The sequence below is a fragment of the Phyllobacterium sp. RCAM01083 genome, from assembly GCF_055685835.1.
Genome location: NZ_JBVFZN010000004.1, coordinates 1 through 15,600, shown reverse-complemented (window position 1 = coordinate 15,600; position 15,600 = coordinate 1). Strand labels below are relative to the sequence as shown.

Genomic DNA, 15,600 nt, shown 5'->3' with positions numbered 1-15,600 from the left:
GCATGTGAACCAGCAGCAGGCGAAAGCCGGCTGCATTTGAGGTAGAGGGGAGGCCTTCGCAATGACGGGACACGCACGCAAAGTGCTGCTGATTGGAAAGCGAGACCGGCTGACCGAGGCTTTGGTCAGATCGTTTGAATTGCAGGCCTTCACTGTCGTTCACTACGACATTGGAGAAGGCGCACGTACAAAATGCGAGAATGCGCCACGTGCTCTTGATGACGCACCACTGCTTTCTGTGCTGCTTAACATGATCGGTCCGCTTGATGCCGTCATCAACTGCTTTTCCTACCAGACACCATCTGACGTCCTCAGCCTCAGCAAAGGAACCGGCGCATTCTCGCAGGTCGTTGCCGATCTTTCCCGGGTCAGTCACGCGGTTCTGCCCCATCTGCGCCCGGCGGGCTCCGGACGTATTATCAATCTTGCGCAAAACATATCCAACCCGCGCGGTAAACGATTGTCGGAAACCGCCGCCGCCGCCATTCGTGTCACTCGGCACGTCAATCGCGGTATTTTAGGCAAGCGCGGTGTTTGCACCTCGATCATAGCAAGGGGGGCGGGATTTGATCTTGATCTCGCCATCCTGGCTTCACGCGCCGTCATGGCAGTGATTGATCCTTCTACAGAAGCCATCATCGATGAGTTCGGCATGGCCGTGGAACCACTTTACGCAGACCACGAGCTTCCGATCGGCATCAGGTCCTTTTCAAATTTCATCGGCGGTTAACGCCATTTTTCAGACACGAGGAAAGCTACTCATGAGAATTATTGTCGCTGCTCTGATTTCGCTTGCAGCAAGCACCAACGCATTTGCTGCCGATCTCATTTCTTTCTGGGATGTACCCAGGCATGGGGGAAACAGCTTCAATCGACTCCCACCGGATCAAGACTACTTCAAGGCGCTTGAGGCCTTTGGCGGGAAATGGGTTCGATTATCATATGACAAATGGAAGCCGGAGCAGAAAGACTTCCTGCTGGGAAATGCCGATAATTATACCGGACTTGCCGCAAAAGACCTTGAAACACTGAAAGCCACTCTCGATCGTGCCGACGAGGCAGGTTTGAAAGTTGTCATCGCGCCACTGTCATTGCCGTTCATGCGTTGGTCGCAGAACAATGGAGGAAAGTTCGACGGACAGCTGTGGGAAGACAAGAAGAACTGGGAAGCAGCGGCAAACTTCTGGCGCGACCTTGCGAGCCAATTGAAGGACCATCCCGCCGTCGCGGGTTACAATATCGTCAACGAGCCTGCCCCCGAGAGGGAAGGCGGACTTCCCGAACATGCCGGCGCGGAAGAAATGCTTGCCTGGTATGGAAAGCACAAGGGTGGTTCGCGCGATCTGCCTGCCTTCTACGAATATGTGATTGCGGCAATCCGAGAGGCCGATACCAAGACACCGATCATGGTGGATTCTGGCTGGTTTGGTGCGGCTGACGCCTTCACCTATTGGCAAGGGCCACTTTCGGATAAGCGTGTGATTTACAGCTTTCACATGTACGAGCCTTATGCGGCGACAAGCGGGCCGAACCTCAAGCGCACCACACCCTATACCTATCCCGGTAAAGTCCCCTTTGCTGGGAGGATCGAGCAATGGGACCGTGCACGTATAGCGAACTACCTCAGTTCTGCGTTTGATTGGGCGGCACTCAACAAAATTCCCGCCAATAGAATGGCAGCCGGGGAGTTCGGTTGCATCAGGCAACTTTCCGATTGCCAGTCCTATCTGGACGATGTTCTGTCGCTGCTCGATGCAGAACATTATCACTGGGCATTTTACAGCTTTCGTGAAGATGCATGGGGTGCCATGGATTACGAGCTTGGCAAGAAGAAAGTCCCTTGGTCTTATTGGGATGCTATGGAAAAGGGTCTGCCCGATCCGGCAAAGCGCGAGATGACCCCTCTGTTCGAAGTAATTCGCAAGCGACTTTGAGTCCTTGAGCAAACCATAAGTTTGCGGCGGCAGTTGCTGAAAGCAAAAGGATGTTGTTCTACTGGAACGGCGGACATGAATGGTGGGTCAATGGATTACTTCAAGCAGGCCGACCGGCGGACCATGGTTTCCTATTGGGTTGCCATTGCCTTCGTCATTCTGATTGCCCTGATCGGGGCGACCACCATGATCTCCCGTGACTATCACAACCGCATCGACGGTGCCGGCCAAAACGCAATGAACCTTGCCAGCGCTTTGGCCGAACACACCACGCAGATTTTTGTGAAACTGGATGCGCTCAGCCGCGCTGTGATCGAGGATAGAGCCGACCCGATCGTCGGCGAGAGTATGCTGCCGCAGGTCTTGGTCCGCCGCGCCGCCGCAGAACCGGCGGCCACAGCGATCGCCATCGTCGATAAGTCCGGCAAAATCATTGTAAGTAGTGGACAAGCTTTCCCGGTGGGCAAGGACATGTCGGCAACTGACGCATTCAAGTTGTTGAGCACACCGGGCGGGCCACCGTCCTATATCAGTCGCCCCTATCAGTCGGAACTCGCTTCAACTGACGACTGGAGTGGCTGGACGATGAACTATGTCCGGAAGATCGACGGGCCGAAGGGCGAATTTGACGGCTACGTTCTCACCGTGGTCGACGGGCCGTTTCTCTATGGCTTCTATCAAAAACTGGAAGAGCATACCGGACGGACAATCGGCATTGTCGGGGATGACGGCATTATCCGCGCGTCCAATGTGCCGGAGGTGATCGGGCGCAATATCAAGCCAATGATCGAAGCGGAGATCCGCAATCGCAGCGGTATAGAGATCGCTCCGTCGATCCGAACCGGCATAGAGCGCATATTTGCCTATAGCGGCTCATCGGTTGCGCCGCTGTTGGCCTTTGTCGGCATTCCAACAGCGCCAATCTACAAGGCATGGCTCATATCGTCGGCAGTTGTCGTCTCTGCACTCTTTGCCCTTTTTGCTGCCCTCATTGCTCTTGGCATTATCCTTGGAAAATACACCCATAGCCGGGCGTCGCTGCTGGTCAGCACGTTGACGTCAGCACGTGAACGTCAGGAGCGTGAATTCCTTGAGGCAATCCTGAACACCGGCGGTGCCCTCGTTGCGGTGACGGATCATGAAGCGCGGTTTGTCGTGGCAAATCCTGCTTTCCGTAAAATCTTCCAGATTGACGAAAGCAACGACAACACTACCCAGCATGCCAGTCCGCTTGAATATGCACTTGGCAATGCGCTGCCGGGTATCATCGGCAAACTACCCTATCAGGCAAATCACACTGTGGTTTCGCGCAACGGGCAAAAGCGGGAACTCTCCTGGACGGTAACGGCTATTCGTGGTGAAGCGGGGACAATCAGAAACCTCGTCGCCATCGGATTTGACATTACCGAACGCAGGGCGGCGGAGCTTGCCATTTATCAGTCCGGCAAGATGATCACGCTCGGTGAAATGGCAACGGGAATAGCCCACGAAATCAACCAGCCGCTCGCCACGATCACCATGGCGCTTGATAATCTGCGGGCACGTATCAAGCGCGGCAAGGCCGAGCCCGAATTCGTTGACAAGAACCTTCAGCTGGTGAGCGATCAGATTGAACGTACGGCGGCGATTGTCAGCCACATGCGCATTTACGGCCACCGCAGCGACGGGAGTGCCTATCCGATCGATCCCGCACAGGCGATCGATGGCGCTCTGTCCATTGCCAATGCCCAGTTCAAGGATGCAGGAATTACACTCCGGAAAAAGTATCGATCCGGCGAGTATCTGATGCTGGCTGATGTGACGCTGATTGAGCAGATCATCTTGAATATTCTACTCAATGCGCGCGATGCTATTTTGGCTGCACAGTCTCAAACCTCCCATGCGGGCAACGCCAATGACTGGATTGAGATCAGCGTTGATGAGGTGTCTCAGGAGAAAATGATTGTTATCAAAATCACCGACTCCGGCCCCGGTATTGATCCTGCCATCCTGGATCGGCTGTTCGAACCCTTCTTCACGACGAAGCCTATCGGCAGCGGCACTGGTCTTGGCCTGTCATTGAGCTATGGAATGGCGCGTGATCTTGGTGGACGCCTCGAAGTGAGCAATACTGGTTCAGGAGCGGAGTTCCGCGTGCTCATGCGCACGGTCCCGAACAGTTGATTTTCGTGTATGAAGCACGGTGAAGAGGGGAACGGATTGAATCCTTCACACACTCATCCAGAGACCAGTTCCGAGCGGGCAACTGTATTGTTGGTCGACGACGAAGTGACATTGCTCGGCGTGCTTGCAACCGCATTGACTGACAGCGGCTATCAATGTCTCAAAGCCAATGCCGCTGCCGTGGCGCTCAATCTGCTCGAACGAACCCCGGATATTGACGTGATCGTCAGCGATATCCGTATGCCTGGAATGGATGGGCTCGCCTTGTTGGAGGTCATTCGCGAGCGCTTTGCTGATCGAAAATGGCTTCAAGTCATATTCATCACCGGGCACGCCACGCTTAACAACACAGTTGCCGCCTTGAGGCTGGAAGCGGTCGATTTCCTGCATAAGCCCGTCCGGCGAGAGGAACTGCTTGCTGCTGTCGAAAGGGCCGTAGTAAAAGCAAAAGAACAGAAATACTCCATCTACGCGTGGAATGAAGGCCGCGAACGGCTGGAACGTCTCAGCGATGAAGCGCGGAGGCTTACAGAAATGCTGACCAGCTTTCCGGGTGGTGGACAACCGTCTGCCCCAATCAGCAAGATTGCGCCGGCCGGTACGAAAGGGCAGGAGGGCACGCCATCCCGCGAACGTTTACTGGAGCTTTTGCAGACGCGGGATATCCGGACACGCTATTTTACCGACAAACTCTTTGCCGATCCGGCATGGTATATGTTGCTGGACTTGATGGAAAACATGCTGCTGGAGCGGAATGTTTCAATCTCAAGCCTCTACATCGTCTCCGGCGTAGCAGCCTCAACAGCATCGCGCCGGCTGGACGAAATGGAAGAGGCTGGTCTTGTCGAACGGTGGAACGATCCGGACGATGGTCGTCGTCAATATGCCAAGCTTACGGATCGATCTGTCGAACTGCTTAACGCATATTTGGAAACACTCGATCGTCAACTGCGATGAGTACCTCGCAGAAATCCGCTCTTCGCGGTCAGTATCAATGGACGCTGCATCGCGGTTGCGTGTTTTAGATTTCCCTCCGTTTGAATTGCAAACGACACGGACATACGTGCAAGCAGCGACAGGTGAAGTTGTGGGCCCGGCGTTCGCCTCAAGCAAGTCGCTCGGCCTCGTTCCAAGTAGTTCAATCTTCCATACTCGGGGCGACGACAAGAACTGTTCCAAATCATACGCTAAGGAAGAACAAAACCCGCACGTTTGGTTCTTGATTTGCAAAATTGCAAAAATCGGCAAAGTTTGTCCGCCTTCGCGGCGCGTGCCAAGATCGCGATGGACCAAAAGCCATCATAGTTCAGCGACCCTCTAGCTCGGGAGGGTACAGCATTCGACGTCGTCCGGTTCAAGGCGATCGTGGCGGACTGCTTGCCCCGCCATGGGCTATGCCGCCGTAACATAGCCAACAGGATGAAGCACCTCGACTTCGAGACGGCTTGTGTAGGCGGTGTCTTTTTCGCACGTTGACCAAGCGCTATGGACCTTTGTCAACGCTAGGCAAAGGCACCGACGACATTGAGCTTGCAGGCCTCGATGAGCGAGCTAGTCGCCCAACTGTCAGCCAGCATCGCCTTCAGGGCAGCAATATCGTCCGGCAAATCGGCAGTGTCCAACATGCCGGAAGTTTATCAAACCCTGCATCGTCTCGCCGCTCGCATTTGTGGCCCGAGTCATCGGGTCGCACCTATTCGATTGCGGTCGGAGCTATCGTCTCAACGGTACGAACCCGACGCCACTTGAGCCCGGCAAACAGCGCCTCGAACCGAGGCATGCCCTAAGGTCGTCAGATCGTCCCGAATATTTGGCCAACGTAAAGGTACGTTCTTTGAGCCGCTTGTAAGCCATCACCAGGCCAGCGCCGGTGAACCTCACCCCCAGGCTTCCTGGTCGTGAGACCCTCCAATATACTCTCCGAGGAGAAACTGCTGTTGTTAGTCGATGGATAGGCGATCACAGATCAGGGCGGCGAAGACAATGTGGGAGCGGAACACCGGTTATCGGCTTGTCGGCCGGAGAGAATGTGAAGCTGGACTAGCTTCCCGGCAATGGCGGCAGATTTAAACCGCCCGCCATGTTGGTTTTTGAGCAGCCTGGACGTCTCTCAATAGAAGCATTGGGACTGCTGAACCTGATAATGGCGGATTGGCAACGCTTGCTGGTTAATGTTGCGCTACTACCACTCTCCTCTCACCTGACCTGAGACCCATCTTCCCTCCAGTTTTCGGGAGAGTCTTGGGGTTTCAATCTGACTTTATGCGGCCAGTTTTTCCAGAGCTATTTTCGATGCGAATTCACTGGGCGTGATGTTACCCAGCGAAGAGTGTGGTCTGTTTCGGTTGTAGTCTTCCTTCCATGCGGTGATTTCCGTCCTCGCCTGTGTCACAGACGAGAACAGTGTTTCGTTGAGGCATTCGTCGCGGAAGCTGCCATTGAAGCTTTCTACGAAGCCGTTCTGCATCGGCTTGCCCGGCGCGATGTAATGCCATTCGATCTGGCTGGCTTGGCACCATTCGAGAACGGCCATGCTCGTCATCTCCGTTCCATTATCGGAAACAATCGTTCGTGGCTTTCCTCGGCGCACGATGACGGCATCGAGTTCCCGCGTAAGCCGCCGACCTGAGAGCGACGTGTCGGCGACCAGCGCCAAGCATTCGCGGGTGAAGTCGTCGACAACGGCCAAGACCCAAAAGCGACGACCATCCGTGAAGGCGTCGCTGACGAAGTCGAGGCTCCAGCGCTCGTTGGGACGCGAGGGTAGTGCCAAAGGTCGTCTCGTTCCCAAAGCCCGTTTGCGCCCGCCACGTTTGCGGACGGTCAGCTTCTCTTCGCGATAAAGACGCCGGAGCTTCTTCAGGTTCATGACGATCCCCTGCCGATCCAGCATGACGTGAATGCGCCGATATCCAAAACGACGGCGCTCGGATGCCACCAGCTTCATAGCCTCACGGATATCAGCGTCATCGGGCCGAACGCTGCGATATCGCACGCTTGACCGATCAACGGACAAAACCTCGCACGCCCGACGCTGGCTCACACCATGCTGTTCGCAGACATGAGCCACAGCGTCCCGCTTCACATCGGGCGTCACCATTTTTTTGAAGCGACATCCTTCAAAATGGCGTTGTCCAGCATGGTCTCCGCCAGCAAATTCTTCAGCTTGGCGTTCTCATCTTCCAGAGCCTTCAGCTTGCGGGCATCGGAAACCTCCATGCCGCCAAACTTCGATTTGTATTTGTAAAAAGTCGCTTCGGATATTCCGTGCTTCCGGCAGACGTCGGCCGTCCTCAGGCCGTTCTCCTGCTCTTTCAATATCCCGATGATCTGCTCGTCCGTGAACCGTGAATGCTTCATGCTGTCCGTCTCCTCAGTGTGACGGACTCTACCAAAATTTGGAGGAAGATTAGGGTCTTAGGTCACTCCGCCCATAATTGCCAATTCTCTGATCGGCTCCGTCATGGAGGCAAGGTGGTGGCTCTGGAATGTGAGAAGCGGGCCCGCGTGCCGAGGGCTGTTGATCCCGGATCCCGGCGTTACCGTCGCTTCTCTGATCGGCGGGGTGAGGTCGAGCTCTTTTCGAGCTTTTTCCTGAGCGGGACGAAGCAAGTTCATCGTCCGCAGTCGACCCATTGCAGTCACGGCACGTGCCGCAAAGGCCGACCAGTCTTGCTAAATTCGGCTACTCGGAAAATCAGCTCGTGAAGTAGCGGGTCGGTGTTGTTCCCAATGCCTTCTTGAACATGACGATAAAGGCGGTAGCGGATTCGTATCCCAAGTCGCTCGACACCCTCTGGACCGTCGCGCCGCTGGCCAGTTCGCGCAACGCGATGACCAGATGCAGTTGCCGCCGCCATCGGCCGAAGGTCAGTCCCGTTTCCTGGACCATCAGCCGCTTCAACGATCGCTCACTCATGGCAACGTGTGCCGCCCAATCTACGAGCGTGCGACGATCGCTCGGCTCCGCCATCAGTGCAGCGGTGATCGCGGCGATTTTGGGATGGCTGGACGCGGGTAAATCCAGCCCCTGTATCGGCATTTGCGCGAGTTCGTCCAGCAAGACCCGCACCATACGGCCGACATGATTGTCCGGAGCAGAATTGACGGGTACATCTGCCAGCCGGAGGGTCATCTCGCGGATCATCGGCGACACAGACAAAGTGCAGCACTCCTGCGGAAGCGTCGCGGCGCCTGGTTGAACGAACAGATAGGAAAGCCGCGCATTGGGCGTGACCTGGTTGCTGTGGGGCACACCGCCAGGTATCCAGACCCCGCAGTCGGGTGGGACAATCCAGAGGCCGTTTTCCGTCTTGCAGGTGACCGCCCCGTGGAGGGCCAAAATGAGCTGCCCTTGCTTATGCTGGTGCCGGTGCACTTCAGCTTTATAATCGCTGAAGTCGAGGCGAACAGCGAAGGCCGGACGGTTCGACCAATCGGGATCGAAGTCATCGAAGCAGGAACGCAGCAGATTTGCGGATTGGCCCGATTTAGAGATCATTTGGCATTATCTCCAAATTCGCGCGGACTGCAATAGTCTACCATCGGGCGATCAACAATCGAATGGAGACTGTCATGCGAATTTCTGTCGTCGGCGCAACGGGACGAATTGGCGCCAAGCTGACCCGGACCCTGCTGAGCGCCGGGCATCAGGTCAGAGCGTTGTCGAGAGGTGGTCCAGCATTGGACGCACTGATCGCGCTCGGAGCAGAGCCATTTCTGGGAAGCTTTGACACAGGAGCGGGAGACCTTGACCAATTTTTCCAGGGTGCCGATGCTGCGTTCCTGATGGTGAAGACCGATTGGAACAACATCGAGGGACACTACCCCGCTGTTGCCCAGCGCTTTGTCGATGCGCTCGAAAAATCCTCCGTCAAACTGGCCGTAAGCCTGACGGCCATGGGTTCGGACGTGAAGGGGACAACGGGTCATTTCGCGTCCTTCCACCGTCTGGACGAAAAGCTCAACGAACTCGGCAATATCGATCTGGTCCACCTGCGCGCCGCGTGGTTCATGGAAAATGTGGCGGCGTGGACGGGGCCGGTTGCCAAATACGGTCGAATTGCCTGGTTCTGCAAACCTGATTTGAAGATGCCCTGGGTGGCGACCGATGACATCGCATTATTGCCATCGAGGTGATGGTGGTGAAAATGGAAGAGGGCATGGATCGTATCAAGGCCGCCGCCTATGCCTGGAGCCATACCGCAGCACCCATGTTGTCAGGAACACTCGTTACAATCATCGGATTGATGCCGGTTGGCTTTGCCAGATCAGCAGCCGGTGAATATGCCGGCAATATCTTCTGGGTCGTGGGCTTCGCGCTGATTGTTTCCTGGATCGTCGCCGTGATCTTCACCCCTTACCTCGGCGTCAAGATGCTGCCAGCGATCAAGCCGGTGAAGGGAGGGCACCACGCGATCTACAATACTCCAAATTACCGGCGACTACGGAAACTTATCACATATGCCGTGCGCCATAAGTTCCTGACATGCACCGTCGTCGGCATCATCATGGCTCTCTCCGTCGTCGGAATGGGGGTAGTGAAACAGCAATTCTTCCCAACGTCGGATCGACCCGAAGTCCTCATCGAGGTCCGCCTGCCGGAGGGCACAAGCATCGAAACGACGACCGCCTCCGTCGAAAAGCTCGAACAATGGCTGAAGGACCAGCCCGAGGCGAAGATCGTCACGAGTTACATCGGGCAGGGAGCTCCGCGCTTCTTCTTCGCAATGGCACCCGAGCTGCCCGATCCCGCATTTGCCAAGATGGTCGTGCTTACCCCTGACGCGGAGGCGCGTGAGACGTTGAAGCACCGGCTCAGGGAAGCAGTAGCGGCAGGGCTCGCCCCGGAGGCCTTTGTGCGCGTCACGCAGCTCGTATTCGGTCCATACACACCATTTCCCGTCGAGTTCCGTATTATGGGGCCTGATCCGAAGCAACTGTACCAGATTTCGGAGAAAGCACTCGACATCATGAAGGGCGTTCCGGATGTCAGGCAGGCAAACCGTGATTGGGGTAATCGCACGCCTGTTCTTCGCTATATCCCCGACCAGGAGCGGCTTAATCTGATTGGCCTTTCGCCCGCAGAGGCAGCCCAGCAGACGCAGCTGCTGCTGACGGGTATTCCCGTTACGCAGGTCCGCGAGAACATCCGCAACGTGCCTGTCATTGCCCGCAGTGCCGGCGAAAACCGTTTGGATCCGGCACGGTTGGCCGATTTTTCGCTGATGAGCCGGGACGGCCGCCAGGTTCCCCTCGACCAGATCGGACATTCCGAAATTCAATTTGAAGAGCCGATCCTCAAACGTCGCGATCGAACGTCAATCATCACGATCCGCTCGGACATCAATGAGGCGACGCAGCCCCCGGAGGTCTCGCAGCAGGTCATGACGGCGCTGCAGCCGCTGATCTCCTCGCTTCCGATCGGATATCGCATCGAAATGGGTGGAAATATCGAGGAATCTCTCAAGGCCAACGTTGCGCTCGTGAAAATCTTTCCGGTCATGATCGCCGCCATGCTAATCGTCATCATCCTGCAGGTTCGGAGCCTTTCGACAATGAGCATGGTCATGTTGACGGCACCGCTCGGCCTTGCTGGCGTGGTTCCGATGCTGATCGCTTTCAACCAGCCCTTTGGTTTCAACGCGATCATCGGATTGATTGGACTGGCTGGCATCCTGATGCGCAACACCTTGATCCTGACCGAGCAGATCAAGGAAAACCAGGCTGCGGGCCTTGATGATTATCATGCTGTCATCGAGGCTACGGTTCAGCGGACGCGCCCGGTGATCCTGACTGCGCTCGCCGCTGTTCTGGCTTTCATTCCGCTCACCCATTCGGTGTTCTGGGGCTCGATGGCCTACACGCTGATTGGCGGTACAGCAGCCGGTACGGTGCTGATCCTCCTCTTTCTGCCCGCTCTCTACGCCGCATGGTTCCGCATCAAGCCGACCCCGGATGAGGTGCCCAGGCCTGCTGTGTCGGCAGGCGCACTGGAAGTGAACACGCCAAGGGCTGCAGAATAGATAGAATGCTTCTCTATGAAAGATGGATTGCAGGCGCAGCAAAGCTGGCGTCCGAATTGTCATGCCGCTCAGTCGATGAGGAAATCGGAAAGTAGTTCGTTGTGAAAGCCGTAATTCGGCATGCTCCGCTATCTGCAGAAGTCGGGTCAGCGCGCTGTGGCAATGAGGGTCAATTTGATGCAGAAATCAACAGGCCGTATGCGCTATGTTGAGAGCTGATAAACCGTCCCGCGGTCACTGCCAATAAAGTCGATCAGGAATGCAAACATTCGCGCTTTAAAGTCTCATTCAGGCTCAGCGATGCGAATGGGACGGGTGCCGATCTCCGCGCCGGTCGCCCGGTCGATGGTTACGGGGTCGATTTCGGTCCCGGATTCAGCGTCAAAAAACCGAGTCACTTCAGCTCCGTCGGCCCGATGCTTGCGCCCCCATGCGCCGATTGTAAATAACACCGGCAGAAAGTCGTGGCCCGCCACCGTCAGCACGTACTCGTCCCGTGGCGGCCGCTCCGAGTAGCGGCGTTTCTCCAGCAAGCCGTCTTCTGTCAGGGCTGCCAGACGTCGGGTCAGGATCGTTGGCGCAATGCCCAGACTCTTGCGAAAATCATCAAAGCGGGTCAGCCCCGCATGGGCATCGCGCATGATGAGCATGCTCCACGCATCGCCTACAAGTGCGAGGCTGCGGGCAATGAGACACGGCTGGTCTGAAAGATTCTTCATGTCGGTATCTTTTTGATAGTGACTTAGTATCGAAACGATAGTATATGATCCTCAGGCAATAATCCAGACCAAAAGAGAGACAATGAAATGAGCAAGACACAACATGGCGTTGCCCTGATCACAGGCGCGTCTTCTGGTATAGGGCTGGCAACCGCACGAGCACTGCAACGTGATGGTTACCGGGTGTTCGGAACGAGCCGCAAGCAGGTTGCTGACGTTCAGGGCATTACAATGCTGGTCTGCGATGTCACGGATGAAGAATCCGTAGCGAAAGCGGTCGACGAGGTCGTACGTCTTACTGGACGGATCGACCTTCTCGTCAACAATGCCGGGATTGGGCTGCTTGGCGGCGCTGAAGAATCCTCAGCAGTGCAAGCCAGGGCTCTGTTTGACGTAAACGTGTTCGGCGTCCTGCGGGTAACGAATACGGTCCTGCCGATCATGCGACGTCAGCGAAAAGGCAGAATTATCAACATGAGCTCCATTCTCGGGTTGATCCCTGCACCCTACAACGCGCTCTATGCATCCACAAAGCATGCAATCGAGGGCTATTCCGAATCCTTGGATCACGAGATCCGCACGCAAGGCATTCGCGTCGTTCTCGTTGAGCCCGGCGCTACTCGTACCTCTTTTGAGGAAAACCTCACCAGAGCAGATCAGCCGATGCCTTTGTATGATACCGTTCGTGCCGACGCAGAAAGACTGATGCGTGAAATTGTGGAAGCAGGGGACACGCCAGAGATGGTCGCCGATGTGGTCGTGACGGCGGCAAACGCATTTTCACCCAAGAGGCGCTACACCGTAGGAAAAGTGGCAGGACAAGTTCACTTTCTGCGCCGCTTCCTGCCCGAGTCATTCGTCGATAAAAACCTTCGCAAATACAATAAGCTTCCTGCCTAAACACTTACCGCTGGGTTGTGTTTTCCGGCGGATCGCTAACTCACAGACAATGGCAATTCTCATGAAAGCTTTTCTGGTCGATCGATATGCAAAAGGCGCTGCTTTGCGGTTCGGCGAAACTTCTGAGCCGGAGCTGCGGGAGACTGACGTCATGGTCCAGATTCACGCTGCCAGCGTCAACGTTCTCGATGCCAAGATCAGGGATGGCGAATTCAAGCTTATCCTGCCGTACCGGCTGCCCCTGATCCTTGGCAACGATGTGGCAGGCATTGTGGTTCGGGTAGGGTCAAAGGTCAGCCGTTTCAAACCGGGCGATGAGGTCTATGCACGTCCGGACAAAGACCGCATCGGTGCGTTCGCGCAGTTCATCGCAATGAATGAGGCCGACGTGGCCATGAAGCCGAAAAACCTGACAATGGAGGAGGCCGCCTCGATCCCACTTGTCGCTCTGACAGCATGGCAGGTGCTTGTCGAGCGGGCCAACTTGCAAAAGGGACAGAAAGTTCTGATCCATGCAGGTTCCGGCGGCGTCGGCACAATTGCAATCCAGCTTGCCAAATATCTCGGGGCGGTGGTCGCAACGACCACGAGCACTTCTAATGTCGATCTCGTCAAAAGTCTCGGAGCAGACGTTGTGATCGACTACAAGACACAGAATTTCGAGGAAGTCCTGAAGGATTATGATGTCGTACTCAACAGTCTTGGCACGGACACGCTGGAAAAATCACTCCGCGCGCTAAAGCCCGGCGGAAAGCTTATATCAATCTCCGGTCCGCCTGATCCAGCCTTCGCCAAGCAGAACGGTTCAGGCTGGTTGCTCCAGCAGGTCATGCGCCTGCTGAGCTTTGGGATTCGAAGGAAATCGAAACGCCATCAAGTCAGCTATTCCTTTCTGTTCATGACGGCAAATGGCGGACAGCTCGGCAAGATTACTGCCTTGATAGAAGCAGGGGTTATAAAGCCGGTAGTGGATAGGGTGTTCCGGTTCGAGAAGGCGAACGAGGCACTGGCTTATGTCGAGACGGGCCGAGCCAAGGGTAAAGTTGTCATTGCCCTGAAATAGCCATTGGTGCCATCTTTGGGCAATGGAGAAACGGCCAAATTAAGATCAATCGTAAGGACTCAGCCCTTGGGATGCTGTGGTATTTATCTCACTCCAGCATAGAGGCTACTTAAGCCTTAACGAAGAATGGGCAAGGTATTCTCGGCCCGGTTTAGCGCGCGTCGCAACAGGACACTCAATTATGTTCGTCATCACGCCAGCTAACTTCATAAAACTCAAAATAGTTTCCAGCATTGCATTTTCTATCGTGCTTTGTGGATCATTATCCGCTTTTGCTGATAGTGGTAATGAAAAAGCTCTTTTCTGAAAGATGCACAATGTGTCACGGAACCGATGCCAAAGGTTCAGGACCATTGGCGAATAAAAGTGATCCCCCAACACCTGACCTGACGAGAACAGCATTCAAGAAACGTCTGCTCGATTATCCAGGAGTCATTGTGTCATCAGTAACACTTCGTCCAAACGGAGATCTAATTCCCAAAACCCTGCGAGAAAATGGTGTAAAGCTGCCTTCGCATGCGTGGACAGTTAACGATTTTCGGGATCTGAATGAATGCCTGACCGGTGTGATTTTAGAAAAGTAAATGCTCCACCGGCCAAAGCCGATGGCTTCTCGTCACGGCTGGACGCCGGATTGGTCCGCCATTCGGCGGACTTGACGCACCACGGCCGGCACAACTCCAAATACCGGCCGCCCCAGCTTGTTGCTCAACCGCGCGATGTCATCCACACACCCACCAGTGTCACCACTAGCCCCGCGAACATCGCGACTGTCAGAGGTTCTGAGAATAGAATCCATGCCCATAGCATCGTCACGGGCGGGCTGAGATAGATTGCTGCGCTCACCTTGGCCACGGGGAATAGCCGCAGACTGGTATAGTAGACGGCGTATGCGAGGAACGTCGCGATCAGGACCAGCCAGATCATCCCGACCGCAAAATCACGGGTCATTGGTGGAGTAAGGCTGCCCTGCGTCAACGCGCACAGGCCGAAGAGAACCGAACCCATCAGTGTTTGGATGCAAAGGCTCTGATGGACAGGCATATGCTGCGTCTTGCGTTTCCTGTGCAGGACCGAGGCGACAGCGAATATCAGCATGGAACCCACCGTCAGTCCGTATGCCCACACCGGGGCCGTACCGAAGCTGAGACTGTCGACGGACACGACCAAAACACCGATGACGGCAGTTAAAGTGCCCAGCCATTGGCGTGCGGTCAGCCGTTCGCCAAGGACGGGTTGGGAAAGGACGGCGATCGCCAGCGGAAGAAGGTCGGCGATGAGCGCGACCAGCCCCGTGGGCACTTTTTGCTCGATAGCCAGCGCGAAGCCTCCCAGATACAGGAACACGGCCATGATGCCGAACAGGGCCTGATCTCTGACCGCACGCATGGATATGCTCGGCCCGATCGCCAACGCGAAGGGCAGAAGGATCAGTCCCGAAAGCAATGTCCGCCAGAACAGCAGAAGCATGACGCTCGCCTCCTCGTTGGCATACCGAATGCCCACGAAGCCTGAACTCCATCCGATGATCAGGAGAGAGGCGAGCAGTGGCCATAGCAGAGGATGGCGGCTCGCAGTGACGGAAGGAAGAGAAATGTCGGTCATTAAGCGCTCTGATGCGAGGAATACGATCCACTGATATGCGGATCGCACAATACGCGCACATGACAAATTTCGATGATGACATGACAATTCACGAATCAGTGTCATGACCGGCATTGTTCGTGATAAGTTTCTCTCTGAAAAGAACGAAACGGAAATGGCCATGAATGAACTCAACAGTCGCCGCCTCGAGA

Annotated in this window: 11 protein-coding genes and 3 pseudogenes; 9 read left to right on the top strand and 5 right to left on the bottom strand. The window is 55.5% G+C overall.

Features of this window, described 5'->3' with window-relative positions; genetic code table 11:
• Positions 1–61 precede the first annotated feature (61 nt).
• The 4 genes from ACZ25R_RS04225 to ACZ25R_RS04210 are packed head-to-tail and all read left to right on the top strand — an operon-like array spanning position 62 to position 5,054.
• Positions 62–730, top strand: a complete 669-nt coding sequence (locus ACZ25R_RS04225) for a Rossmann-fold NAD(P)-binding domain-containing protein (RefSeq protein ID WP_472460157.1) — start codon at positions 62–64, stop codon at positions 728–730.
• A gap of 31 nt (positions 731–761) precedes the next feature.
• A complete protein-coding gene (locus tag ACZ25R_RS04220; protein WP_472460156.1) occupies positions 762–1,934 on the top strand; it encodes a glycoside hydrolase family 5 protein in 1,173 nt (390 codons plus the stop codon).
• Positions 1,935–1,967: 33 nt separating this feature from the next.
• Positions 1,968–4,097, top strand: a complete 2,130-nt coding sequence (locus ACZ25R_RS04215; RefSeq protein WP_472460155.1) for an ATP-binding protein — start codon at positions 1,968–1,970, stop codon at positions 4,095–4,097.
• A 9-nt stretch (positions 4,098–4,106) separates the two neighbouring features.
• Complete coding sequence (locus tag ACZ25R_RS04210) at positions 4,107–5,054, top strand: MarR family winged helix-turn-helix transcriptional regulator (RefSeq protein WP_472460154.1); 948 nt, start codon at positions 4,107–4,109, stop codon at positions 5,052–5,054.
• A gap of 545 nt (positions 5,055–5,599) precedes the next feature.
• Here ACZ25R_RS04210 and ACZ25R_RS04205 read toward each other — a convergent pair.
• From ACZ25R_RS04205 to ACZ25R_RS04195, 3 genes are all read right to left on the bottom strand, one after another.
• Positions 5,600–5,722, bottom strand: coding sequence for a hypothetical protein (locus tag ACZ25R_RS04205; RefSeq protein WP_472460153.1), 123 nt, complete (start codon positions 5,720–5,722; stop codon positions 5,600–5,602).
• A 635-nt stretch (positions 5,723–6,357) separates the two neighbouring features.
• Positions 6,358–7,457 (bottom strand): IS3 family transposase gene (locus ACZ25R_RS04200; protein ID WP_472460152.1). Its coding sequence is split into 2 segments (ribosomal slippage): positions 6,358–7,205 and positions 7,205–7,457, totalling 1,101 coding nucleotides; the frame shifts between segments, so codons are not numbered across the junction.
• A gap of 337 nt (positions 7,458–7,794) precedes the next feature.
• Entirely contained in the window at positions 7,795–8,598 is an 804-nt protein-coding gene (locus ACZ25R_RS04195; RefSeq protein ID WP_472460151.1) for an AraC family transcriptional regulator, read from the bottom strand.
• Between the two features lie 74 nt (positions 8,599–8,672).
• Between ACZ25R_RS04195 and ACZ25R_RS04190 the strand changes: the two are divergent.
• Both ACZ25R_RS04190 and ACZ25R_RS04185 read left to right on the top strand, forming a co-directional pair.
• Positions 8,673–9,233, top strand: a pseudogene (locus ACZ25R_RS04190) (NAD(P)H-binding protein); the annotation flags it as partial.
• Positions 9,218–11,122 (top strand): annotated as a pseudogene (locus tag ACZ25R_RS04185) (efflux RND transporter permease subunit); the annotation flags it as partial. The pseudogenes ACZ25R_RS04190 and ACZ25R_RS04185, both read left to right, overlap by 16 nt.
• A 284-nt stretch (positions 11,123–11,406) precedes the next feature.
• On the opposite strand, the gene ACZ25R_RS04180 reads toward ACZ25R_RS04185, so the two are convergent.
• Complete coding sequence (locus ACZ25R_RS04180; RefSeq protein WP_464665027.1) at positions 11,407–11,841, bottom strand: winged helix-turn-helix transcriptional regulator; 435 nt, start codon at positions 11,839–11,841, stop codon at positions 11,407–11,409.
• Positions 11,842–11,928: 87 nt separating this feature from the next.
• Between ACZ25R_RS04180 and ACZ25R_RS04175 the strand changes: the two genes are divergently transcribed.
• From ACZ25R_RS04175 to ACZ25R_RS04165, 3 genes and pseudogenes are all read left to right on the top strand, one after another.
• Positions 11,929–12,741 (top strand): oxidoreductase, encoded by an 813-nt coding sequence (locus ACZ25R_RS04175; RefSeq protein WP_464665029.1) that lies wholly within the window; start codon positions 11,929–11,931, stop codon positions 12,739–12,741.
• 61 nt (positions 12,742–12,802) lie between these two features.
• The gene (locus ACZ25R_RS04170; RefSeq protein ID WP_464665030.1) at positions 12,803–13,804 is read left to right on the top strand and encodes an NADP-dependent oxidoreductase; all 1,002 of its coding nucleotides are present in this window, start codon (positions 12,803–12,805) and stop codon (positions 13,802–13,804) included.
• Between the two features lie 181 nt (positions 13,805–13,985).
• Positions 13,986–14,388: pseudogene (locus tag ACZ25R_RS04165) on the top strand (c-type cytochrome).
• A gap of 124 nt (positions 14,389–14,512) precedes the next feature.
• Here ACZ25R_RS04165 and ACZ25R_RS04160 read toward each other — a convergent pair.
• Positions 14,513–15,409, bottom strand: coding sequence for a DMT family transporter (locus tag ACZ25R_RS04160; protein ID WP_464665032.1), 897 nt, complete (start codon positions 15,407–15,409; stop codon positions 14,513–14,515).
• Positions 15,410–15,600: the final 191 nt, after the last annotated feature.